Consider the following 25,022-nt stretch of genomic DNA (forward strand, 5'->3'; position numbering starts at 1 on the left):
CTGATGCTAAGGAAATCCTATGCGTGTTCTGGTTGTGGAAGATAATGCCCTGCTGCGCCACCATCTTTCAGTACAACTGCGAGAAATGGGTCATCAGGTTGATGCTGCTGAAGATGCCAAAGAAGCCGATTATTTTCTCCAGGAACATTTACCTGATATCGCGTTGGTTGATCTGGGCTTACCCGGTGAAGACGGCATGTCGTTAATTCGTCGCTGGCGCAATGATGCCGTGCGTCAGCCTATTCTGGTGCTGACCGCCCGTGAAGGCTGGCAGGCGAAAGTCGAAGCGCTGGAAGCCGGTGCGGATGATTACGTCACAAAACCGTTTCATATTGAAGAAGTTGCCGCACGCCTGCAGGCATTAATGCGCCGCAACAGTGGTCATGCGTCGCAAATTATTGCCATGCCGCCGTTTCAGGTCGATTTATCGCGTCGCGAACTGACGGTGAATGAAAGCCCGGTTAAGCTGACCGCCTTTGAATATACCATCGTGGAAACCTTAATTCGTAATGCGGGCAAAGTGGTGAGTAAAGATTCATTAATGTTGCAGCTGTATCCCGATGCCGAATTGCGTGAAAGCCACACGATCGATGTATTAATGGGCCGCCTGCGCAAAAAAATCCTCGCGCTGCATTCTGACGAAGTTATCGCTACCGTTCGCGGCCAGGGTTACCGCTTTGATCTCTGATGATGTCCTGGCTTAAACGTTATCGCCCTATTTCGCTGCGGACACGCTTTTTACTGGCCTCCGCAGCCATCGTTCTCATTCTCTCGCTTTCTTATGGCATGGTCGCCGTGATTGGCTATGTGGTGAGTTTTGATAAAAACACCTATCGTGTGATGCGAGGCGAGAGCAATTTATTTTTTACCCTGGCACAGTGGAAAGATAATAAGCTGACAATTGCGCAGCCCGAGCGCACCATGCTTAATTTCCCCACCCTGGTATTTATTTATGATGAACACGGCAAGTTGCTCTGGCAGCAGCGTGATGTGCCGGAAATTCGTGAGAAGATTCAACCCGAATGGCTGTTAAAACCTGATTTCTACGAGATTGATACCAACAACAGCACCAGCCGGGCCGCCATGGGCGACAATCTGACGGCACAGCAGCAGCTTCATGCGTGGGATGATAACGACGATGACGATCAGGATACGTTTACCCATTCGGTTGCCGTCAACCGCTACGATGCCACCACCAACCTGCCCGCCCTGACCATTGTGGTGGTCGATACCATTCCACAAGAGCTACAGCATTCCGATGTGGTCTGGTCATGGTTCAGCTATGTTCTGGCCGCTAACCTGATTTTAATTGTCCCGCTGCTCTGGCTGGCGGCGCACTGGAGTTTACGGCCGATTGGGCATCTGACGCTTCAGGTACGCGAACTGGAAACCGGACAGCGTGAAAATCTGGACGATAAGCCCCCGCAGGAGCTGCGTTCGCTGGTGCGTAACCTCAATCTGTTGCTGACCAACGAGCGTCAACGTTACACGCGTTACCGCACGACGCTGGCCGACCTGACCCACAGCCTGAAAACACCGCTGGCGGTCCTGCAAAGTACCCTGCGTTCGCTGCGCGGCGGAAAAGAGTTAACCATCGAACAGGCCGAGCCGGTGATGCTGGAGCAGATCAGCCGCATCTCTCAGCAGGTCGGTTATTACCTGCACCGAGCCAGCATGCAGGCCGATCATAATCCCCTGCAGCGTGATCTGCATTCGGTATCGGGTTTACTGGACAGCCTGTGCTCGGCACTGAATAAAGTGTATCAGCGTAAAGGGGTGGAAATTACCCTGGATATTTCCCCGGAAATCACCTTCTTTGGCGATCAGAACGACTTTATGGAAGTGATGGGCAATGTGCTGGATAACGCCTGCAAATACTGTCTGGAATTTATTGAGGTCAGTGCTCATCAGACCGAAGATGCGCTGCACATCTATATTGATGATGACGGTCCGGGCATTCCGGAAAGTAAACGCGACCTGATTTTCGTGCGGGGACAGCGCGTCGACACCATGCGACCAGGCCAGGGGCTCGGGCTTGCCGTGGTGCGAGATATCCTTGAGCAGTACGCCGGTAATGTCATCGCCTCCAGCAGCCCGTTAGGCGGTGCGCGCATGGAAGTCGTATTTCAGCGCCAGGAAATGGAACATCGCCGCGAGTAGTTCAGGCTGCGGGCTGTTATACTTGCAGGTATTTTCAGCCCTTAGCGGACTTTCTTTATGGATTATCAGCTCGATCTCAACTGGCCCGATTTTATTCAGCGTTACTGGCAAAAGCGCCCGGTAGTGCTAAAGCGTGGCTTTAAAAATTTTATCGATCCCATTTCGCCGGATGAACTGGCGGGCTTAGCCATGGAAAATGAGGTCGACAGTCGGCTGGTCAGCCAGCCAAACGGAAAGTGGCAGGTCAGCCATGGTCCATTTGAAAGCTACGATCACCTGGGCGAAAACAACTGGTCACTGCTGGTTCAGGCGGTCAATCACTGGCATGAGCCCTCTGCCGCACTGATGCGCCCTTTCCGCTTTCTGCCGGACTGGCGCATTGACGATCTGATGATCTCGTTCTCCGTGCCCGGCGGCGGCGTGGGTCCGCATTTCGATCAGTACGATGTGTTTATTATTCAGGGCACCGGCCGCCGCCGCTGGCGCGTCGGGGAAAAAGTGCCGATGAAACAGCACTGCCCGCATCCTGACCTGCTGCAGGTCGAGCCGTTTGACGCCATTATCGATGAAGAAATGGAACCGGGCGATATTCTCTATATTCCGCCGGGTTTCCCGCATGAAGGCTACTCCCTCGAAAATGCGCTGAACTACTCTGTAGGATTCCGCGCGCCCAGCGGACGTGAACTCATCAGCGGCTTCGCCGATTATGCGCTGGCTAACGAGCTGGGCAGCCTGCGTTATACCGATCCCGATGTGCCTTCGCGCGACTGCCCGTCGCTGATTTTGCCTGAAGAAGTGGAAGGCTTACGCAAGGTGATGCTGGATGTGGTGAATCAGCCTGCGCATTTTGAGCAGTGGCTGGGCGAATTTATTTCACAATCACGCCACGAACTTGACGTTGCGCCACCGGAACCGCCTTATCAGCCCGATGAAATCTATGATGCGCTGCAACAGGGCGATGTATTGTCCCGTCTGGGTGGATTACGCGTCCTGACGCTGGGCGATGCGATTTATATCAACGGCGAGCGCGTCGAATGCGCCGATCCGCGCGTGATGTCAGTGCTGGCACATCGCGATGAAATTACCCTGGATGATCTGGGGGAGGCTCTTGACGATCCGGCCGTGCTGGCGCAGATTGCCGGGCTGATTAACGCGGGTTACTGGTATTTCGGCGCTGAATAAACCGCTGGAGAAGTGGTGTTCCCATCCGTTTACGCCGTCTCCTCGCCCTGCCCGGACGAGGAGACGTTGTTTTAACCTTTCTTCTGACCGGCCAGTTCTGCCAGGCGAACGATGACGTCGACAGACTGCGCCATGATGTTTAGCGAGGCAAACTCGTGCTTGCCGTGGTAGTTATAGCCCCCGGTAAACAGGTTTGGACAGGGCAATCCTTTCCATGACAGGGACGAACCGTCCGTACCGCCGCGAATCGGTTTCACCACCGGCACGATGCCGCAGTCGCGCATCGCCTGCAAGGCCAGATCGATAATGTGCGGGAAAGGTTCGACTTTTTCGCGCATATTGCGGTAGCTGTTGCTGATCTCTACCGTAATACCACAGCCGGGATGCAGGTCTTTATTGATCTCATCCGCAATTTGCTGCAGTGTGCGTTTGCGTTGTTCAAACGCCTCGGTATCAAAATCACGAATGATGTAGTGCAGCTCAGCGTGCTCAACCGTGCCTTTCATCTGGTGCAGATGAAAGAAGCCCTCATAACCGTCTGTCCATTCCGGCTTCTCTTTCGCAGGCAACGCTGCACTGAAACGCGTCGCCAGCTCCAGCGCATTGACCATGACATTTTTCGCAGACCCGGGATGAACATTGTTGCCCACGACTTTGACCAGCGCCGAGGCCGCATTGAAGTTTTCGTATTCAAATTCGCCCAGATCGCTGCCGTCGACGGTATAGGCCCAGTCAGCTGCAAAGCCTTCAACATCGAAATGCGACGTGCCCCGCCCAATCTCTTCGTCTGGGGTAAAGGCAACGCGAATGGCACCGTGCGGAATATCGCCTTCCGCCAGTCTGGCCATGGCCGTCATGATCTCGGCAATGCCCGCTTTATCATCCGCGCCCAGCAGGGTTTTGCCATCGGTGGTGATCAGGGTATGACCGATAAGCTTATGCAACACGGGGAACATGACCGGTGACAGCACTTCATCACCATTGCCCAACGCGATATCGCCGCCCCGGTAGTTTTCGATGATTTGCGGATTAACATGTTTCGCGGTGAAATCCGGTGAGGTATCCATGTGCGAAATAAAGCCCACCACCGGCGTTGGCCAGTCCACATTGGCCGGTAGCGTGCCCATCACATAACAGTGATCGCTCAGGCTGACATCCACAAAACCCAGGGCCAGCAGTTCTTCCTGCAACTGGCGGGCCAGTACCCACTGACCTTCGCTGCTGGGCACCTGACGTGCCTGCGGTTTTGCCTGCGTCTCTACTGCCACATAACGCAAAAAGCGTTCTAATAGTTGCTTCATATGCCATCCTTAAAATTTACCGCCGGTCATTATTGATAAACCGGCAAGACATCGTGTTGCGTCAAATCATTATCGTTCAGGTTAAGGCTGCCGGGACATATTCCGCACGCCAGACAGCATAAAAAAACGGGTAATCGCTGGTTTTTGCGGCGGTTAACGCAATCCTGCCCTGCATCATCCAGATTCAGAGCCAAAACCGGGGCGCGTTTTTTTCCGCTATCGCGGCCCTTTTCTTTGCTGACAGGCTGCCGGGTCAGCAGACAGAAATATTAATAAGGTAAGCACGCACACAGCCGTTTCGGGCTCCTGTAACCTTTGTGATGCGCCCCAGGAAGCATCCGGCTGCGCTTAATCATACGGCGGCGGAGTTTAACGCGACTGAGGATGAGAGGAGGCAGGCAACAGCCGCATGCCGTTCGGAAACCGCACGCAGGCCGTTAACCCGTGCATCAACAGGCGGCCTGACTCCCTGCCGCCGCTGGGCTGCCGTAAACCCTGAGGCCGGCTTGTGGCGCGACCGTCTTACTGCTGCAAGTGTTTTCTTTCAGGTGTGCGGTGGCATCACACACAAGATTATTTGTGCAGCCCGTGCAACAGCTTATGTACGAAGGCGGGAACCACTTCACTTGCGAGCCCGTAGTGACTTTCGGCAAACTCATTGCCCACCTGACTGGGCTCCAGATTCAGTTCCACCGTGTGCGCGCCTTGCAGCTTTGCCTCATGGACAAAGCCCGCCGCGGGATACACGTGGCCTGAGGTGCCGATGGCGATAAACAGATCGGCCTGTTCCAGCGCCTGGTAGATGTCTTCCATACCCAGCGGCATTTCGCCAAACCAGACGACATGGGGGCGCAGGACAGAGGGAAACTGACAGCAGGTACACCGGTCGTTCTCCGTGACGTCTTCCTGCCAGTCGATCACCTGTCCGCTACTGGCACAGCGCACTTTTAACAATTCGCCGTGCATATGCAGCACACGGCTGTTGCCCGCGCGCTCGTGCAAGTTATCGATATTTTGCGTGACAAGGAAAAAGTTGTCGCCCAGCACCTGTTCCAGTTCTGCCAGCGCCAGATGCGCGGCATTGGGCTGGATCTCGGGCTGCTGAAGCTGCTGACGCCGCGCGTTATAAAAGCGCTGCACCAGCGCCGGATCGCGTCGGAAACCTTCTGGCGTGGCGACATCTTCAACCCGATGCTCTTCCCATAATCCGTCCGCGGCACGAAAGGTCCTGATACCGGATTCGGCGGATATCCCTGCCCCCGTTAACACGACGATGCGCGGCAACGGGTGCGCCGCCAGTTCGGCCTGACGATCGCGTTCGAAAATACGCTGGCGAAAGCGCTGATGCACTTTCCTGCGTGTTTTCTTCAGGCGGGCAAGTCGTATACGGCGACGAGGTGTACGCATAAAGTCTCCTGGTGCGGTGAGTAAAACGTCCGCAGGTCAATCAACAAAGTTTGGGCCAGTTGGCCCGACAATCTAAAGAACAGGGCCGACAGCGCAGCATGAACGGCGCTGTCTGGTACGACTACTGTCCACTCAGGACACGCGCCGGATCGATGCGGCTGGCGCGCCGTGCGGGATACCAACTTGCCAGCAGGCTTAGCACAATAGCGGTAATCAGTACTGAAAACACGTCCAGCCAGTGCAATTCAGACGGCAGGAAGTCGATGAAGTAGATATCGCCGGCTAACAAATGGTGACCGGTCAGCGTTTCAAGACCTTTCATCAGCGATGTCAGATTCAGCGCCACCAGTACACCGACCACCACGCCGCTCACGCTGCCCAGCAGGCCTGCCAGCAGGCCGTACCAGATAAAAATTGCCCGAATCAGGCCATCTTTTGCGCCCAGCGTCCGCAGAACGGCGATATCACTGCTCTTGTCTTTAACGGCCATCACCAGTGTCGACACAATGTTGAAACAGGCGACGCCGATCACCAGCACCATGGCCAGGTACATGATGGCGCGAATCATCTGGATATCACGGTACATATAACCGTAGGTGCCAATCCAGCTTTTGATATACACGTAAGCGTGCGTTACTTCACCCGCCGCGCGCACCAGTTTGGCCGCCTGGAAGGGATCGTTCATCTTCAGCGCGATGCCGGTCACGCTGTCACCCATATCCAGATACTGCTGCGCGTCCGCCAGCGGCACCAGAGCCAGGCTGTGATCCAGCATTCCGCTCAGCTGCAAAATACCGCTCACCTGCAGGCGAATACGTTTGGGTTGCAGGAGCTTATTCTCACCGTCGTTGTTCGGGATCATGATGGTGATCCAGTCGCCCTGCTTCACGTTGAGCGCCTTTGCGATACCACCACCGAGGATGATTTGTTGTTTCCCTGCCGCAAAGGATGACCAGGCATTGTCGGTGACAAAAGAAGGTAAGGCACTCAGCCGTGGCTCCTGTGCCGGATCCACGCCTTTCACCTGCAACGCTTCCATCTTCGCGCCACTTTCAATCAGGCCGGTAAAGTTGACATAGGGCGCGGCAGCCGCGATGCCAGGCACCCGCTCAATCGGCGCGATCAATGACTGCCAGCGCTGAAAAGGCTGATTAACGGCTTCGATTTCACCGTGCGGGACCACGGCAAGAATGCGTTTATTCAGCTCACGCTCGAAGCCGTTCATGGCGCTCAGGCCAATGATCAGCACCGCAACGCCGAGTGCAATGCCCACGGTGGAAATCACCGAGATCAGCGACACCATGCCGCCGCGACGACGGCCACGGCTAAAACGCAGCCCCAGTAACAGTGATAGCGACGATCCCATCAGACCGCTCCCGCCAGGATAATCTGATCGCTGAGCTGGCCGTCGCGCATTTCCATCTGACGCGTCATGCGTTTTGCCAGATGCAGATCGTGGGTGACCACCAGAAACGCCGTGCCCTGACGCACATTCAGCTCCCCCAGCAGTTCAAAAATGGCATCCGCATTGCGGGCATCCAGGTTACCGGTGGGCTCATCAGCCATGACCAGGCGGGGACGATTCACCAGCGCACGGGCAATCGCCACGCGCTGACGCTCACCACCAGACAGTTCAGACGGACGATGGGCGGCGCGGTGTTCCAGCCCGACGGCGGCCAGCATTTCCCGCGCGCGTGCCTGGGCTTCGCCTTTAGCGGTTTTGCCAATCAGCAGCGGCATCGCGACGTTTTCCAGCGCGCTAAAGTCGGGCAGCAGGTGGTGAAACTGGTAGATAAAGCCCAGTTCGCGGTTACGCAGTTCGGCCTTATCAGAAGAAGACATGCTGTTCAGCGAACGCCCGTCAAACACCACATCGCCCGCAGTGGGCGTATCCAGGCCGCCCAGCAGGTGCAGCAGGGTACTTTTTCCTGACCCTGAACTGCCGACAATCGCCATCAGTTCACCAGGTTGCACATCAAAATTCACGTTGCGCAGTACGTCGGTCTGTACGCTGCCTTCCTGATAGCGTTTGCACAGGTCGCGGCACTGCAACAAAGGAGAGTTACTCATAGCGTAAAGCCTCAGCGGGTTGTACGGCGGCAGCGCGCCATGAAGGGTAAAGCGTAGAAAGCAGCGCAATCACCATTGCGCTGAAGGCGATAGTCACCACCTGCCACAGATTAATATCCACAGGCAGCGCGGCACCGTCCAAAAACAGGCCAATTACCGGCATCAGATTATTAAGCTGGCTGGCTAACAGGACGCCAAGCAGCGCCCCGAGCAACGTGCCAATAATCCCGGCACTGGCACCCTGCACCATAAAAACGGCGACAATCTGACGACGGGTTAATCCCTGGGTTTGCAGAATGGCCACTTCACCCTGCTTCTCCATGATCAGCAGGCCCAGCGAGGTGATGATATTGAAGGCCGCAACGGCAATGATCAGGCTCAGCAGCAGCCCCATCATGTTTTTCTCCATACGCACGGCCTGGAATAAATCCCCTTTGCGTTCGCGCCAGTCTTTCCAGACCATGCCCGCGGGCAGAGCCTGTTGGCTCACGCTGTCAACCTCAAGCGGCTTATCCAGCCACAGACGCCAGCCGGTAATATTGCCCGCGGGATAGCGCATAATGCGCGACGCATCCTGCTGGTTAACCAGAATCTGATAGCCATCAACTTCGCTGTTAGCCGCATACGTGCCCGCCACGGTAAACAGGCGCTGGCTCGGCACGCGCCCCATGGGCGTGAACTGGCTGACGGACGGCACCATCAGGCGGATCTGATCACCCCGTTTCACGCCCAGCTGCGAGGCCAGTTGTTCGCCCAGGATGACGTTATACTGACCGGGCTGTAACACGCTTTGCGGCGTGTTAACGAGAAAAGGCGTCAGGGGATCCTTTTCGTCCGGCTGGATCCCCAGCATCACCCCGACTGAGACGTTGTGTGCACTTTGCAGCACCACATTACCGGTGGTCAGCGGCGCGATGCGGTCAACGCCATTGAGCTTGAGTGCAGAGGCAGGGAATTGCTGCGGATTGATGCTGCCCGTGTTGCTGGTGATCAGCGCCTGTGGCATCAGGCCCAGGATGTTGCCCTCAAGCTCGCGCTCGAAACCGTTCATCACAGACAGCACAGTAATCATGGCCAGCACGCCAAGCGTGATACCAATGGTGGAGAGCCAGGAGACAAAGCGACCGAAACGATCCGCTGCTCTTCCGCGCATGTAGCGCAGACCGATAAATAGCGCGACAGGTTGATACATGGTATCCAATGTGCAGTTGCTGGAAAATAAGTAGAGAGGATGATAAAGGAGCTGTGCACTTTATGAAACCTCTAACCCTCTGAGTCTGCTGCAAAGTTGTATCAGAATAGGTTAGCAGACGGTTTGATGCACAGGATTAAGCCACAAAGATGATGTTTATCGTACGATCATCCACGCCCCACATCGGTATACTTATTCGGGTAAAGCGGTGACGGCTATGACCGTGACTCTGATGTACCCGATTCACTTTCCTGCGAGCCCTGTTCGCAAAAAAGATTTACACACAGCAACCCTTCTGCATCGCCTGCTTCAGGCGAAGCGGCAGAAAAAATCTGCCGCAGAGGTGATCCCCATGGCGTATTATGGAATGATGACGCCCTGGTAAAAATGGAGCAACCTCGAGATCACATGTCCGAACCGACTCGCTATACCCTGCCCGTGAAATCAGGCGACCAACGCCTGCTCGGTCAGCTGACTGGCGCTGCGCACGCGGTTGAGTGTGCCAGCATCACTGAGCGCCATGCAGGTCCGGTGTTAATGATTACACCCGATACGCAAACCGCTCTGCGTCTGCTGGACGAGATTCGTCAGTTTACCGATTTACCTGTTACCCACCTTGCGGACTGGGAAACGCTGCCTTATGACAGCTTCTCACCCCACCAGGATATTATCTCGGCACGTCTGTCCACCCTGTATCAGTTACCCACGCTGCAACGCGGCATGCTGATTATGCCGGTCAACACGCTGATGCAGCGCGTTTGCCCTCACAGCTACCTGCACGGTCATGCGCTGGTGATGCAGCAGGGCCAGAAACTGTCACGCGACCGCCTGCGCGACCAGCTTGAACAGGCCGGCTATCGCCATGTCGATCAGGTAATGGAGCACGGCGAGTACGCCACACGCGGCGCCCTGCTCGATCTGTTCCCGATGGGCAGTGATCAGCCCTACCGTATCGATTTTTTTGATGACGAGATTGACAGCCTGCGCCTGTTTGATGTCGACAGCCAGCGAACGCTGGAAGCCGTTCCCGCCATTAATTTGCTGCCGGCCCATGAATTTCCCAGCGATAAAACAGCCATTGAACTGTTCCGTAGCCGCTGGCGTGAAAACTTTGATGTGCGCCGTGAGGCAGAGCATATTTATCAGCAGGTGAGCAAAGGCACCCTGCCGGCCGGTATTGAATACTGGCAACCGCTGTTCTTCGACCAGCCGTTACCGTCGCTGTTTAGCTATCTGCCTGACAACACGTTGATCGTGAACTGTGGCGATCTGGAAGGCAGTGCCGAGCGCTTCTGGCAGGATGCGAATGCGCGTTACGAAAACCGCCGTGTCGATCCCATGCGCCCGCTGCTGGAGCCGACCACGCTGTGGCTGCGCCCGGATGCCTTAATGGGGGAACTCAAAGCCTGGCCGCGTATCCGTATGACCCATGAGGTGCTGCCGGCCAGGGCCGCCAATACCAACCTGGGCTATGAATCCCTGCCCGATCTGTCCGTTCAGGCGCAGGCGAAAGCGCCGCTGGATCATTTACGTCAGTTCCTGGAACAGTTTACCGGCGACGTGGTGTTTTCTGTGGAAAGCGAAGGCCGCCGTGAAAGCCTGCAGGAGTTGCTGGCGCGCATTAAAGTACGGCCGAAACCCATTCGTCATCTGCGCGAGGCCCGTGAGGCACAGTATGGTCTGATGATCGGTGCCAGCGAGCGTGGCTTTGTGGATACGCAGGGGAAGCTGGCTTTCATCTGTGAAAGCGATTTGCTGGGCGAACGCATCAGCCGCCGCCGCCAGGATACGCGCCGCACCATTAATCCGGACATCCTGATTCGCAACCTGGCGGAACTGCATCCAGGCCAGCCTGTGGTGCACCTTGAACACGGCGTCGGACGCTACATCGGCCTGACCACGCTGGAAGCCGGCGGCATTCAGGCAGAGTATTTGATGCTCTCCTATGCCAATGACGCCAAGTTGTACGTCCCGGTTTCCTCCCTGCATCTTATCAGTCGTTATGCCGGCGGTGCCGACGAAAATGCACCGCTGCATAAACTGGGCAGCGATGCCTGGTCGCGCGCGCGGCAGAAAGCGGCGGAGAAAGTGCGCGACGTGGCCGCTGAACTGCTGGATATCTATGCTCAGCGTGCCGCCAAGGCCGGGTTTGCCTTCAAACATGACCGTGAGCAGTATCAACTGTTCTGCGAAAGTTTTCCGTTTGAAACCACACCCGATCAAACCCAGGCCATCAATGCCGTGTTAAGTGACATGTGCCAGCCGCTGGCCATGGATCGTCTGGTGTGCGGTGATGTGGGCTTTGGTAAAACCGAAGTTGCCATGCGCGCGGCCTTCCTGGCGGTGGAGAACAACAAGCAGGTGGCGGTGCTGGTTCCCACCACCCTGCTGGCTCAGCAGCATTACGATAATTTCCGTGACCGCTTCGCTAACTGGCCGGTGCGCATCGAAATGCTGTCACGCTTCCGTAGCGCCAAAGAGCAGAATCAGATTTTGCAGGAGGCCAGCGAAGGCAAAATTGATGTGCTGATTGGCACTCACAAGCTGTTGATGAGCGACATTAAGTGGCACGATCTGGGCTTACTGATCGTCGATGAAGAACACCGCTTTGGCGTGCGTCATAAAGAGCGCATTAAGGCGATGCGCGCCGATGTGGATATCCTTACGCTGACCGCCACGCCGATTCCCCGTACGCTGAATATGGCCATGAGCGGGATGCGCGACCTGTCCATCATCGCCACGCCACCCGCGCGTCGTCTGGCGGTAAAAACCTTTGTACGGGAATACGACGACTTAGTGATTCGCGAAGCCATTTTGCGCGAAATTTTGCGCGGTGGTCAGGTCTATTACCTGTATAACGATGTCGAAAATATCGAGAAAGCCTCGCAGCGGCTGGCGGAACTGGTGCCGGAAGCGCGCATTGCCATTGGTCACGGACAGATGCGCGAACGCGATCTGGAACGGGTGATGAATGACTTCCATCATCAGCGTTTCAATGTTCTGGTATGTACCACCATCATCGAAACCGGCATTGATATTCCGACGGCGAATACCATCATTATCGAACGGGCCGATCACTTCGGGCTGGCACAGCTACATCAGTTGCGTGGTCGCGTGGGCCGGTCGCACCATCAGGCTTATGCCTGGCTGCTGACCCCACATCCCAAAGCCATGACGACCGACGCGCAAAAACGTCTGGAAGCCATCGCCTCCCTGGAAGATCTGGGGGCAGGCTTTGCGCTGGCTACGCACGATCTCGAAATTCGGGGTGCCGGTGAACTGCTGGGTGAAGAGCAAAGTGGTCAGATGGAAACCCTGGGCTTCTCGCTGTACATGGAACTGCTGGAAAATGCGGTCGATGCATTGAAAGCCGGTCGCGAGCCTTCGCTGGAAGATCTCACCAGTAATCAGACCGAAGTAGAACTGCGCATGCCTGCCCTGCTGCCGGAAGACTTTATTCCGGACGTGAATACCCGTTTATCGCTGTATAAACGCGTAGCCAGTGCCGAAACGGAAGAGGAGTTGCAGGAGCTGAAGGTGGAAATGATCGATCGCTTCGGTCTGTTACCCGATCCGGCGCGTAATCTGCTGGACATCGCCGTGCTGCGCATGAAAGCGCGAGCGGTGGGCGTGCGCAAAATTGAAGCCAGCGACAAAGGCGGTTATTTTGATTTTGCTCCGCAGAACAGTGTCGATCCGGCCTGGCTGATTGGTCTGCTGCAGAAAGATGCAAAGCAGTGGAAACTGGAAGGTCCGACACGGTTACGCTTTACCCGTGAGCTGACGGAACGAAAGGTGCGCATGGACTGGGTGCAGTCATTTATGAACCAGTTACTGGAAAATCAGGTCGCGTCTTAACCGCGCTCATCGTTTTGCATTCATGCAGCTGACAAGCCGCCTTACGGCGGCTTTTTTTATGGTTGGCTGAGAAGTGCGTATCATGCGCCTGTTTCCGCTGCCACGCTTTTCATCAGGAGCGTGCATTCATGCCGTGGTGTCAGACAGGCTTTTTATGCGGATCACGCGGTGACTGACGTCGGCCAATCAACAGCGCGCCAAGGCAGGCACAGGACGTGACCAGCATCAGGGGCGTCAGCGCATAGGTAAAACTCCCCGTGCTGGTGCGAATTAAGCCAATTAGCCAGGTGCCCACAAACACGCCCAGATTATTAAGGGCATTGATTTGCCCGATGACCACAGCCGCCGCGCTGGCGGGGATCATCTCGGTTGCCATCGCCCAGAACGGGCCCTTAATCATCGACGCTGCGGTAATGGTCAGGCATAGCACCATCAGCATCGGCCAGAGATGGGTAACATACATGCTGGCCGCAAGACCAGTCGCTCCCAGCAATAACGGAAAAGCGGTGTGCAGACGACGCTCGCCTGTCTGGTCAGAGTGACGTCCCCACAGATACATCGCCAGGCTCGCCACCGCGAACGGAATGGCATTGACTAAGCCAATCTGCATAACGCTCAGGTTAAAGGTTTTAATGATTTGAGGTTGCCATAATGCCAGACCATTGGTAACGGCGGTTCCGCCCAGATAAATAAGCGTCAGCAGCAGCACGCGCGGACTGAACAACGTGGCGAACAGGCTGACGCGCGGGGTTGTCGGGGCGGTACTTTTCTGCTCTTCCGCCATCGTATGGCGTAACCAGCTGCTTTCCTGCGGGCTCAGCCATTTAGCCTCCAGAGGCTGCCTCGGCAACATCAGAAAAGTCAGGAATCCCAGCGCGACAGCCGGCGCACCTTCAAGGATAAATAACCAATGCCAGCCACGCAGGTTCATCAGGCCATCGAAATTAAGCAGTGCGGCGGACAGCGGTGAACCCAGCACGCTGGACACCGGCAGCGCCATCATCAGGATGGCCACCATTTGTCCACGATAACGTTTGGGAAAACAAAGCGTAAAGTAATAAATGACGCCCGGGAAAAAGCCGGCTTCCGCGATCCCCAGTAAAAACCGGAGAAGATAAAAAGATACCGGGCCCTGCGCCATTGACATGCCCGCCGCCAGCAATCCCCATGCAATCATGACGGCAGCCAGCCAGCGGGTTGCGCCCACTTTTGTCATCACCATATTGCAGGGCACGGCGAAAAGGCAGTAGGCAAAGAAAAACAGCCCTGCACCCAGGCCGTATGCGGCAGCGGATAAGCCGATGTCGCCATTCATTTGTAATGCCGCAAAGCCGACGTTGACGCGGTCCAGGGACGCCAGAAAATAGCCTACCGTAAACAGCGGCATCAGCCGCCATGCCATCTTGCGCACTGTGCTGTGCTCGACTGAGGTGTTATCACGCATTGAACTGTTCCCTTTTACTTTTGCACCGAAGCAAACCGGTTTTGTTATCAACGGTTAGCCTGCTTTCTCAATGCATTTGATAAGAAAGAGTAATTAAGCGTAATGCTCTTTCCCTGACTGTGCACTTTGTTCTAAATATGTAAAAATCCAGCAAGTAATGTGTTACAAAAACTGTCCTGACGTGACTGTCTGTGAATCGCGTGAATGAAAATGTCAGCCTGACGCCGCCGCTTTAACGCAATCATATTTACCGGGCAGCCGGGATCTGATGCATAAGGTCAGCCATGCACGGCGAGCAGCCTGGAAGAGGCTATCGTTCGGTTGCGCGCTTTAGCGTTCGGATAAGCAAAAAAAAAGCGCATCCGGAGATGCGCTTATCATTTTTGTTATGTGTGCTGTGTGACCGCAGTGCGGCAAGCTTTGCCCTTAAGCCTTGTCGCCGTTCAGGATCAATTGTCCGTTACGGTCAACCGGAATACGCGTACCCGGATCGTTTTCCATACGGATTTTACCCTGCTGGTCGCCGATCTTGTAGGTTACGTCATAACCCAGCATCTTTTCTTGTTTGTCGTATACGGTTCTGCAACGCTGTTCAGACGTCGTATAGGTATCACGATCCTGCAGGCCGCCCTGAACCTGGTTACCGGCATAACCGCCTGCCAGTGCACCGGCTACCGTTGCGACATCGCGTCCGCGACCACCGCCAAACTGATGACCCAGCACACCGCCCGCTACCGCACCCAGTACTGAACCGGCGATACGGTTTTCATCCTGAACCGGACGACGATGCGTCAGCGTCACGTTACGACATTCCTGACGCGGTTGTTTGATAGATTCTTTTATTGGTGTTGCTGACAGCACCTGTGCGTATTGAGGACCGCGGTCAAACACGTTAATGCTTGCTACGGCGGCAACACCCAGTGCCGCTGCCACGCCAATACCGATACCCGCTAACATTGATTTATTCACAGGAAGTTCCTCCTGAAAGTGTTACCGCGCATTCCTGCCGCTGGATATCCCTCACAGCACTGGCAGAACCGGCGTGCGCGACTCGCCGTTTGGTTGAGATAAGTTTTACAGATGTAAAGCTTTTGCAATATCGGAATTTGGGAAGAAAATCGCGCCAACAGTGGTACTACCACGTTTTCGGAGAGTTCTGAACAGAAATGACAGCGTAAAATCGTGCGCGGGTTTCGCCACCGGAACAGCACCGGTGGCGAAGTCAGGCGAATCCGCCCCGTACTCTTAGTGCAGTTTCAGCCGGGGGCGAATCACCCGGTTCAGGCTCCCCACCACCATCATCAGGCCAGTTTTGATATAGCCATGCAGGGCGACCTGATGCATGCGGTACAGGGAGATATAGACAACACGGGCGATGCGCCCTTCAATCATCATAGAGCCGCGCATCAGGTTGCCCATCAGGCTTCCCACCGTACTAAAGCGCGACAGCGACACCAGCGAGCCGTGGTCTTTATAGACGTAGGCTTTCAACGGCTTGCCCCGGTACTGCAGCAGGATGTTATCCAGCGCACAGGACGCCATCTGATGAGCTGACTGCGCACGCGGTGGCACGAATCCACCACCCGGCAAGGCACAGGAGGCGCAGTCGCCGATAGCGTAGATATCCTCATCCAGCGTGGTTTGCAGCGTGTCTTTGACCACCAGTTGATTAATGCGATTCGTTTCCAGTCCACCAATGCCTTTCATAAAATCAGGCGCTTTGATGCCCGCTGCCCAGACCATTAAATCGGCTTCGATAAATTCGCCGCTCTTCGTGTGCAGGCCCTGCTTATCTGCGCTGGTGACCATCGTTTGTGTCAGCACGCGAACACCCAGTTTTGACAGTTCCTGATGGGCCGCAGCCGAAATACGCGGTGGTAAGGCTGGCAGGATACGTTCGCCCGCTTCCACCAGCGTTACGTTCAGCGCTTCGCTGTCGAGCGCCTTATAGCCATAGCTGTGCAGTTGCTTCACGGCATTATGCAGCTCCGCCGACAGCTCAACGCCTGTTGCTCCGCCCCCGACGATGGCGATATTGACCTTCTCCAGCGCCCCTTCACTGGCCGAGAATTTCAGGAACAGGTTGAGCATTTCGTTATGGAAACGGCGAGCCTGGTGCGGGTTATCAAGAAAAATGCAGTGATCTTTGACGCCCGGCGTCCCAAAGTCGTTTGAGGTACTGCCCAGCGCCATCACCAGCGTGTCGTAGGCCAGTTCGCGCTCGGGCACTAATACGTCCCCCTGCGCATTGACCACTTCGGCCAGCTGAATCACTTTCTTTTCGCGGTTGATGTTAGTGAGCGAACCCAGTTGGAACTGGAAACCGTGATTACGGGCATGCGCCAGATAACTCAGCGCATCAATCCCCTCATCCATCGATCCGGTAGCGACTTCATGCAGCAGCGGCTTCCACAAGTGACTGTGGTTGCGATCGACCAGAATAATCTCGGCTTTCTTTTTACGCCCCAGCTTGTGGCCCAGTTGCGTGGCCATTTCCAGCCCGCCGGCACCGCCGCCAACAATAACAATTTTCTTAACAGATGCAGTCAACAAGGACCCCCTCAAATTGTGAACCAAAAGTTAATCAATGGTTAAATTAAACCTTAATAAACATAGGGTTGGCGACATAACATCGCTATCTGAAGGCAGAATACCATGACGGCCCCGGATGGGCCTCAGAAAATTGATGTACATCAAATTTAGCAGACTGTTCCTGGCATAAAGCCCGGCATCGTGCGGTTGCCGCGTTGTGTTAAACGGTGGTTTTGAAGGCGTTGATTCGCTGGAGATGGGGCGAGAGATTCCTGAACTTATGGCTTTCGCTTTCGTCCCAGATAAGGGGGTAATAAGGCTGGAGCAGCGTCGCGGTGCGCTGGCTGTCAAGCGCCTCATCATGACGCGCTAAAATGGTCAGGCAGCGGTCACGATTACGCTCGCGAAAATCGCTGACGCACTTGGTGGCTATATCCAGGTACTCTTCAGGACGATCAATCCTGCCTTCCATGGTCTCGAAGGGAAAAAGGTTGGGATTAAACAGGACCTGACGGATACCGCATAAAAAACCAATACGCTCGGACCAGTAGCCTCCTAAGCCGACCCCGCAGATCAGCGGATGGGGATCATCACTGAGGCCCAGCATTTTATCCGTTTCTTTCAGCAGAAATTGCATGTCATGTTTAGGATGACGGGTGCTGTAACTGATGAGTCTGACATCAGGATCGATAAACTGCAGTTGCAACACTTTTTCGTGGTTGCCCGGGCTCGTCGCGTCAAAACCGTGCAGATAAATAATCATGTTTATCCTCAATGGCTGTCGCGCCGGGCAACCTGATGGCTATAACGCGGCTTTATGTGCCAGCCAGCGCGCCTGTAGCGCACTGAGCTGCTGCGCATTGTCTTTCCAGCGGCGACTCGCTTTCAGGCTCTCCCGGCTCAGGGTTCCAAGATGATATAACTGCATGACAGGCTCCGCTTCGATCAGGGTCAAATTATCTATGACACTGACGGCGCCCTTGCGATCGTTACAAACCAGAACCATGTCACAACCGGCAGACAGTGACTGCTGCGCACGCTCCGCATAGCTGCCCATCACGGCGGCACCTTCCATGGAGAGATCGTCAGAGAAAATCACGCCCTTAAAGCCCAGTTCCTGGCGTAACACCGTTTTCAGCCAGTAGGGTGATCCGCTGGCAGGAAGCGGGTCCGCTTCGCTGTAGATCACATGGGCAGGCATAATGGCATCCAGCGCCTGTTCATGAATCAGCGTACGGAAAATGGCCATATCGTGCTCGCGCACCTCGGCTTCACGGCGATTGTCGCGCGGGGTTTCTTTATGGGAATCTGCGCTGACCGCACCATGACCGGGGAAATGCTTACCGGTCGTCTTCATTCCCGCCTCATGCATACCGGCAATAAAGCGGCGCGCTATCGCGAGGGCGATCTGCGGATCCGCGTGAAATGACCGGTCGCCAATGGCCGCACTGATGTGGCCGATATCCAGCACCGGCGCAAAGCTGATGTCGATATCCATCGCTATCATTTCGGCGGCCATCTGCCAGCCTGCCTGCTGGGCCAACTCCCCTGCCGTGCTCATATCGTGGAGCGCAGCAAATGACTGCATCGCCGGTAGTGTGGTGAAGCCGTCACGAAAACGCTGTACCCGACCACCTTCCTGATCGACGGCCACAACCAGACGAGTGTGCGACGCGGCGCGGATCTGACGGACCAGCTCGGCCAGTTGCGCCGGATCGTGGTAATTGCGGGCAAAAAGAATCACGCCACCCACCAGCGGATGGCGCAGTATGTCGCGCTCTTCGGCATCCAGCTCGAAACGCTCAACGTCCAGCATGAGTGGGCCGGGAAAACGTGTTGTCATAACCTGTATCCTGTCTCTCTGCGCCTCTGCGCAAAGCCGTTAAATCTGTGACCAGCTCTGTTGAGCCAGCTGTTGTAATTGGGCATCGCCACTCTGTTCTGCGCGCAGTTGATACCAGCTGGCCACTAGCAGGTGCAGCCATGGTTGCCAGCGACGAACCTGACGCTGAAGTGAAGCCAGCGGTAACTGCATCCGCTCAGCATAGTCGGTTAGCCAACCGGTTTGCTGATCCGGCACGGCTAAACAGACGGCGGCCAGCTCCAGCGCCACATCCCCGTCCGCGGCATATTCCCAGTCGATAAGATGCAGTCCCTGCGATGACTGGATCAGGTTGGCAGGATGAACATCCATATGCAGCGGGGCAAGGCGCAACGGACGCGGCTCCCCCTGCTCTGTCAGCCGTTTTAGCTGGCGCAGCCAGCAATACTGACGCTGCTGGCACTGCTGCCAGTATTGCCACAGCAGGGGTAACAGCACGACACGATAACCGGTCAGCGGCTGGTGATGAAGCCGCTGGAGGAGCGTAATCACCTCGTACCGCTGTGCACGAAAACCCGCCTCATCCAGCACCTCACCTTCCTGCCAGGGCATAATAAGGCCATGGCGGTTACCCGCCAGCGGCGCGTTCACCAGCCCGCTGGGCTGCAACTTGCGCAACACACGGTGCTCGCGCTGGCGATTAACGAACGGTATCGCGGGATGCGGTGCCGGGCGGAGAAGATAGCGTCCCTGTGCGGTCAGGATGCGACAACTCTGCCCGGTTAAGCCCGCGAGTGAGGTCAGGTTGACCGGCTGCTCACCCGTTGTAGCCTGAATCAGCTGTAAAAAAGCGGCATTAATTCTGGGCAACACCGTTGCCCGACCAGATAATTTCGCCCGTCTGCACCAGCATGAGCTGCATCTGGATGGTCGGCGTTTTGACGTCACCCTTCGCCGTGCTGTAAAGCACATACTGGGCGTTAACGTTACGCGCCAGGCCAATCGCTTTACTGCGTGAGTTAAGACTGTCGTCCGGCGAAAGCCCCAGCGCCTGTTTGGCCTGCGCCAGCTGCTCCGGCGACACCAGGCTGAACTTACCATTGTTGTTCAGCGCCGTCTGAATGGCACTGGTTGCCTTCTCCGACTGGAGTGAACCGTTGGTGTTGTTTTTGATACGATCCACCAACAGCACGCTGCCCGGCTGCACAGTTGCGGCACGCACCATTTGGGCGACCAGCGGCTGTACGGTGGCATCCCAGTTAATTGTCACCAGATTTGGCGGCTGCGGAACGGGTTGAGGCTGAGGAACCGGCTGCGGCTCAGGCTGAGGAATGGGCTGAGTCTGTTCCTCGGGCTGAGTTTGCTGTTCCACGGGGGCAGGCTGCTGCTGTTTCAACACACAGCCCGAAAGAATAAGCGCCATCATCAGTGCGCCAGTACGATTAACACTGCGAATCACGTAACAGTCCTCAGAGATAGATATAGAGACGAACCTTGCTGGCCGTCAGGTTACCCAGTTGCGACACCGCAGCGACGCTGCCGTCAGGCGGCACCGTGACAATCTGCGCGGGTTCACGCGGCGTTATTTCCAGCCCTTTATCGTCGTACCAGTAATAACGATAGTGCACCACAACCGGCGTTTCACGCTGATTGTAGAGTATGCTGCTGGCACGTTTCTGACCGTCGTGGTCATCCAGCGTGGGCTCATCGGTAATAATGCCCGCTGAAAGCACGGATGATTCCATCACCAGCGACTGAGACGTATTGATCATCGGTTTATCACTACTGCAACCGGTCAGACTCAGCAAAACGGCCAGTCCTGTCAGCCATGAACGCATAGCAAGGTCCCCTTCAGGGATCAATGTGACAGCATCGGACCAAGCGGTTTACCGCCTACCAGATGCATATGAATATGGTAAACTTCCTGACCACCGTGCTGATTGCAGTTGACGATCAGGCGATAACCCTCTTTATCAATCCCTTCTTCACGCGCAATCTTCGCCGCCGCCGTGAACATCCGGCCAAGCGCCTGCTCATGTGCCGCCTCAACATCGTTGGCGGTCGGGATAAGAATGTTAGGGACAATCAGGATGTGCGTGGGGGCTTTAGGCGAGATATCGCGAAAGGCCGTGACCAGTTCATCCTGATAAACCACGTCGGCGGGAATTTCGCGACGGATGATTTTACTGAAAATCGTTTCTTCAGCCATAGAGAGCAGTTCCTTTAGCCTGGGTAGATAATCTCTCAGTATGCGGGAGAAATTCGTTTTCTTTCAACCTCGCGCCGCTCTTTCTTACATTAAGTGGCGGTGTTTAACGCATTTCCGCCCTTGTAAGGGCACGAAACGGGCCTTTCCATTTTTATCACCCCACAGTCAGTATCGTCTCCTTTCCTGCGACCTGCCGGGTAATGAAACGATCACGTATCTCTGGTTTTCACGCGCAGCAGCCCTGTAAACGTTGGGTCGTTGCCACAGTCTCCGCTCCCCTGCTGTCCTGGCCGGGTTGACGGATATCACCCGCTGTCTTTCCGTGCAACAACAGCCCTTTCTGCTCTACGCACTGTTGACCTCAACAGTCGGCTCATCCACAGCGTGACGGGCGTTGCTTAAGTCCCTGCATTACTGAGCGGGGGTGACAGCAAAAGGTTGCAACATTTGATCATTAAAGCCCTATCATTTCTTGCCGAAACTATAAATAACGTGTCGGATTAGTTTGATCCCGAGCCCGTCGCGTTTTACACCGCCTCAGGCCGTTAAATCTTGATGCGCAATAACGTGCCTGAATGAAAACGATTACAATTAACCGTTAAACAGGATGTTAATTATGCGATTCTTACAACGCGTTAAACTGTCACACCGACTGATTTTTCTCACCGCTTTTTTTCTCATAGCCATGGTCATTATTGCCGTTATCTGTCTTCATTCCCTCAGAACACTGGCGGCGTCAGAACAGCAGTTATACACATCGCGACTTGAACCGGTTCAGATGATGAACGTGGCGGCCCGCGAAATGGCGACCCACTTTCGACGGGGCTATGCGTATGTTTTTCCGGGTGGCAACGTCACCGCGGCCGAATCCCGTCAAAATACGATAAAATTTAACCAAAAATCACAGCAGTCGGTCCAGACCGCAGTGGATTTTCTGAAACAGTCCCAGGATCCCGCGTTGGTCGCGATTACGCAAAAAGTGTTGCAGGCCTGGCCGGACTATCTGGCCTCTATGCAGCGGGTTTATGCGCTGGCGAACAATAACGACATTCCGGGCGCCCTGAAGGAAATTGCCACTCAGACTGACCGCCTGCACGTCGCTGTCAGAGATCCGCTGCTGGAGGCCGTGAAGATTTACAACGCCTCTGTGCATCAGGTCATTGATGACAATGTTTCCCACATAGACAGTACCTCGTTCACGCTCATTCTGTTAATCGGTCTGACCTTCCTCGCCGGCGGCGTACTGGGTACGCTGATTTTTATCTCCGTCATGAAGCAACTGGGGGCGGAACCGGAAGTGGCGGTCCACATGGCGGGACTGATTGCGCGCGGTGACCTTCACGGGCACAACGAAACAAAACCCGGTGATACCTCCAGCCTGATTTTTCAGTTGTCTGTGATGCGTCAGCACATCCGCGATCTGATCAGTGAAGTTCAGGACGCCGCTGAGCAGGTGGCAAAATCTTCCGCAGAAATCGCCAACGGCACGCAGGATTTGTCACGCCGTACCGAGTCTCAGGCATCTGCACTGGAAGAAACCAGCGCCTCAATGGAACAGCTCTCTTCGGCAGTACAGAGCAATGCAGATAATGCGCGGGTGGCCAATGATGTCGTCAAACACGCGTTTCAGATTGTGGCCAGCGGCGGCCAGTCCGTCTCGGATGTAGAAGAGACCATGCACGCTATCCAGGAAAGCAGCAGCCGGATAGGGGAAATCATTAGCGTGATTGACGGCATTGCTTTTCAGACCAATATCCTGGCGCTTAACGCGGCGGTCGAAGCGGCCCGGGCGGGCGATCAGGGACGGGGTTTTGCTGTGGTAGCCGGAGAGGTTCGCAGTCTGGCACAACGCAGCGCCGTGGCGGCTCAGGAAATCAAAGCGTTGATTACGGAGAGCCACTCGCGGGTAGCAACCGGGGTGAATAATGTCAGCGTGGCGGGCGAGACCATGAAGGCGGTGGTGAAAGAGATTCATCGCGTTAACGATCTGGTTGCCGAAATCAGCACCGGAAGCCATGAGCAGAGCACCGGCGTGAAACAGGTCGGCATTGCCGTGGCGCAGATGGACAGCGATACGCAGCAGAATGCGGCACTGGTTGAAGAAACGGCGGCGGCCACAGCTCAGCTGCAACGGTTGTCCGATCTGCTGTTGCAGACGACCTCTAAATTTGTGACGCGTCAGGCCAGCTAAAGCCAGCCCAAAACAGGTTATCGCCGTCATGCCGTTATGTCATGCCATAAAAAAACAGCGTTGAGTCGGAACTCAACGCTGTTTATGAAAGGCAAAAACGTACGCTACGGCCTGTTACATTTTACGGATGTAGTCATCCATATCGGTTTTCAGGTTATCAGATTTAGTGCCGAAAATGGCCTGAACTCCTGAACCTGCCACGACCACACCGCGTGCACCCAGGTTTTTCAGTTCTGTTTGATCGACCTTGCTGACATCCGCCACGCTGACGCGCAGACGAGTAATACAGGCATCCAGGTTGGTAATGTTATCTTTACCGCCAAACGCCGTAACCAGTTTGCCCGCCATTTCGGTGCCGGTTGCTGATGACGACTGCTCGCTGGCGCTGTCTTCACGGCCTGGCGTTTTCAGATCCAGCTTAACGATCAGCACACGGAACACGGTGTAGTAAACCGCCGCATAAATCATCCCGATGATCGGGAACAGCCAGATTTTGCTGCTGTTACCACTCAGAACGATAAAGTCGATCAGTCCGTGAGAGAAGCTGGTGCCATCACGCATGCCGAGCAGAATACAAATCGGGAACGCCAGACCGGCCAGGATCGCATGGATGACATACAGGACAGGCGCAACGAACATGAACGAGAATTCGATCGGCTCGGTAATCCCGGTCAGGAACGAGGTCAGTGCAGCCGAAATCATGATGCCGCCCACTTTCGCCCGGTTTTCTGGTTTTGCCGAATGCCAAATCGCAATGGCGGCCGCAGGTAAGCCATACATCTTAAACAGGAAGCCACCCGACAGTTTACCTGCGGTTGGGTCACCCGCCATATAGCGCGGAATATCGCCGTGGAAGACCTGACCTGCCGCATTGGTATATTCACCAATCTGCATCTGGAAAGGGACGTTCCAGATGTGGTGCAGACCAAATGGCACCAGCGCACGTTCAACCACGCCGTAAATACCAAAAGCGACCACAGGGTTCTGATAGGCTGCCCACTGTGAGAAATCCTGAATCGCGGAACCGACCGGCGGCCAGATAAATGACAGTACCAGGCCCATCGCGATAGCCGCCAGACCGGAAATAATCGGCACAAAGCGCTTGCCCGCAAAAAAGCCCAGATACTCAGGCAGCTTGATGCGATAGAAGCGGTTGAACATGTAAGCCGCGATGGAGCCGGCAATGATACCGCCCAGCACACCGGTGTCCGCCAGGTGTGTGGCCTCAATTTCTGCCGCAGGCAGATGCAGCACTAACGGTGCCACCACGGCCATGGTTTTCACCATGATGCCATAAGCCACTACCGCCGCCAGGGCCGAAACGCCATCGTTATTGGTAAAGCCCAGCGCAACACCGATGGCAAAAATCAACGGCATATTCGCAAAGACTGAGCCGCCCGCTTCCGCCATAACATGTGAGACGACCACAGGTAACCAGCTGAAATTGGCGGAACCTACTCCTAATAAAATACCGGCGATAGGCAGAACCGACACCGGCAGCATGAGCGATTTACCAACCTTTTGTAAGTTGGCAAAAGCGTTTTTGAACATAACGTGAAACTCCTGAGTATGAGTGCGTTTTTCGCGCAGTGCGCGTGGTAAAGAGGGAGGTTCTTTACCGGTTGGCGTTAGCCGCCATTTTGATTTATTACGA

General features: G+C 55.4%; 20 protein-coding genes. 5 read left to right on the plus strand and 15 right to left on the minus strand.

Translation table 11 applies throughout. The annotated features are described in order from the left end of the window. The first annotated feature begins 19 nt into the window (after positions 1-19). From phoP to RAC65_RS05765, 3 genes are read left to right on the plus strand one after another with little or no spacing between them, the layout of a single operon-like run. Positions 20-688 (plus strand): two-component system response regulator PhoP, encoded by a 669-nt coding sequence (gene phoP / locus RAC65_RS05755; protein ID WP_033737538.1) that lies wholly within the window; start codon positions 20-22, stop codon positions 686-688. 2 nt (positions 689-690) lie between these two features. Continuing rightward, positions 691-2,160 carry a two-component system sensor histidine kinase PhoQ gene (phoQ, locus tag RAC65_RS05760; RefSeq protein ID WP_033737764.1) on the plus strand — a complete coding sequence of 490 codons (1,470 nt, stop codon included), beginning with the start codon at positions 691-693 and terminating at the stop codon, positions 2,158-2,160. 57 nt (positions 2,161-2,217) lie between these two features. Further along, a complete protein-coding gene (locus RAC65_RS05765) occupies positions 2,218-3,342 on the plus strand; it encodes a cupin domain-containing protein (RefSeq protein WP_006118859.1) in 1,125 nt (374 codons plus the stop codon). A gap of 71 nt (positions 3,343-3,413) precedes the next feature. On the opposite strand, the gene pepT is transcribed toward RAC65_RS05765, so the two are convergent. The 5 genes from pepT to lolC all read right to left on the minus strand — a co-directional run bounded on the left by pepT (position 3,414) and on the right by lolC (position 9,312). Further along, positions 3,414-4,643 (minus strand): peptidase T, encoded by a 1,230-nt coding sequence (gene pepT / locus RAC65_RS05770; RefSeq protein ID WP_375096489.1) that lies wholly within the window; start codon positions 4,641-4,643, stop codon positions 3,414-3,416. Between the two features lie 573 nt (positions 4,644-5,216). Next, positions 5,217-6,050, minus strand: coding sequence for a Sir2 family NAD+-dependent deacetylase (gene cobB / locus RAC65_RS05775; protein ID WP_033737540.1), 834 nt, complete (start codon positions 6,048-6,050; stop codon positions 5,217-5,219). Positions 6,051-6,171: 121 nt separating this feature from the next. Beyond that, complete coding sequence (lolE, locus tag RAC65_RS05780) at positions 6,172-7,416, minus strand: lipoprotein-releasing ABC transporter permease subunit LolE (protein WP_375096490.1); 1,245 nt, start codon at positions 7,414-7,416, stop codon at positions 6,172-6,174. Next, entirely contained in the window at positions 7,416-8,120 is a 705-nt protein-coding gene (gene lolD, locus RAC65_RS05785) for a lipoprotein-releasing ABC transporter ATP-binding protein LolD (protein ID WP_033737542.1), read from the minus strand. Before lolD ends, lolE begins: the two co-directional genes overlap by 1 nt. Then, a complete protein-coding gene (gene lolC, locus RAC65_RS05790; protein ID WP_033737765.1) occupies positions 8,113-9,312 on the minus strand; it encodes a lipoprotein-releasing ABC transporter permease subunit LolC in 1,200 nt (399 codons plus the stop codon). The genes lolD and lolC overlap by 8 nt, the downstream gene beginning before the upstream one ends. 408 nt (positions 9,313-9,720) lie before the next feature. Between lolC and mfd the strand changes: the two genes are divergently transcribed. Beyond that, on the plus strand, positions 9,721-13,170 hold the full coding sequence (mfd, locus tag RAC65_RS05795; protein ID WP_058701382.1) for a transcription-repair coupling factor: 3,450 nt from the start codon (positions 9,721-9,723) through the stop codon (positions 13,168-13,170). 139 nt (positions 13,171-13,309) lie between these two features. On the opposite strand, the gene RAC65_RS05800 is transcribed toward mfd, so the two are convergent. From RAC65_RS05800 to hinT, 9 genes are all read right to left on the minus strand, one after another. Continuing rightward, positions 13,310-14,614, minus strand: coding sequence for an MFS transporter (locus tag RAC65_RS05800; protein WP_375096491.1), 1,305 nt, complete (start codon positions 14,612-14,614; stop codon positions 13,310-13,312). 426 nt (positions 14,615-15,040) lie between these two features. Then, positions 15,041-15,583, minus strand: coding sequence for a glycine zipper 2TM domain-containing protein (locus tag RAC65_RS05805; protein WP_033737545.1), 543 nt, complete (start codon positions 15,581-15,583; stop codon positions 15,041-15,043). Between the two features lie 276 nt (positions 15,584-15,859). Continuing rightward, entirely contained in the window at positions 15,860-17,164 is a 1,305-nt protein-coding gene (locus RAC65_RS05810; protein ID WP_033737546.1) for an NAD(P)/FAD-dependent oxidoreductase, read from the minus strand. 202 nt (positions 17,165-17,366) lie between these two features. Next, positions 17,367-17,909: an alpha/beta hydrolase YcfP gene (ycfP, locus tag RAC65_RS05815; RefSeq protein ID WP_375096492.1), complete on the minus strand. Its 543-nt coding sequence runs from the start codon at positions 17,907-17,909 to the stop codon at positions 17,367-17,369. A 39-nt stretch (positions 17,910-17,948) separates the two neighbouring features. Next, on the minus strand, positions 17,949-18,989 hold the full coding sequence (nagZ, locus tag RAC65_RS05820; RefSeq protein ID WP_375096493.1) for a beta-N-acetylhexosaminidase: 1,041 nt from the start codon (positions 18,987-18,989) through the stop codon (positions 17,949-17,951). 39 nt (positions 18,990-19,028) lie between these two features. Then, the gene (gene thiK, locus RAC65_RS05825) at positions 19,029-19,841 is read right to left on the minus strand and encodes a thiamine kinase (RefSeq protein ID WP_375096494.1); all 813 of its coding nucleotides are present in this window, start codon (positions 19,839-19,841) and stop codon (positions 19,029-19,031) included. Continuing rightward, positions 19,825-20,427: a penicillin-binding protein activator LpoB gene (gene lpoB / locus RAC65_RS05830; RefSeq protein WP_375096495.1), complete on the minus strand. Its 603-nt coding sequence runs from the start codon at positions 20,425-20,427 to the stop codon at positions 19,825-19,827. The genes thiK and lpoB overlap by 17 nt, the downstream gene beginning before the upstream one ends. A 10-nt stretch (positions 20,428-20,437) precedes the next feature. Further along, positions 20,438-20,806 carry a YcfL family protein gene (locus RAC65_RS05835; protein ID WP_033737550.1) on the minus strand — a complete coding sequence of 123 codons (369 nt, stop codon included), beginning with the start codon at positions 20,804-20,806 and terminating at the stop codon, positions 20,438-20,440. Positions 20,807-20,826: 20 nt separating this feature from the next. Beyond that, positions 20,827-21,177 (minus strand): purine nucleoside phosphoramidase, encoded by a 351-nt coding sequence (gene hinT / locus RAC65_RS05840; RefSeq protein ID WP_006118842.1) that lies wholly within the window; start codon positions 21,175-21,177, stop codon positions 20,827-20,829. A 616-nt stretch (positions 21,178-21,793) separates the two neighbouring features. Between hinT and RAC65_RS05845 the strand changes: the two genes are divergently transcribed. After that, positions 21,794-23,368, plus strand: a complete 1,575-nt coding sequence (locus tag RAC65_RS05845) for a methyl-accepting chemotaxis protein (RefSeq protein WP_375096496.1) — start codon at positions 21,794-21,796, stop codon at positions 23,366-23,368. Positions 23,369-23,482: 114 nt separating this feature from the next. Here RAC65_RS05845 and ptsG read toward each other — a convergent pair whose 3' ends face one another. Next, complete coding sequence (gene ptsG / locus RAC65_RS05850) at positions 23,483-24,919, minus strand: PTS glucose transporter subunit IIBC (RefSeq protein WP_375096497.1); 1,437 nt, start codon at positions 24,917-24,919, stop codon at positions 23,483-23,485. Between the last annotated feature and the right edge of the window lie 103 nt (positions 24,920-25,022).

It is taken from the genome of Pantoea sp. BS_8 (genome assembly GCF_041954965.1).
Classification (GTDB): Bacteria; Pseudomonadota; Gammaproteobacteria; order Enterobacterales; family Enterobacteriaceae; genus Pantoea; species Pantoea stewartii.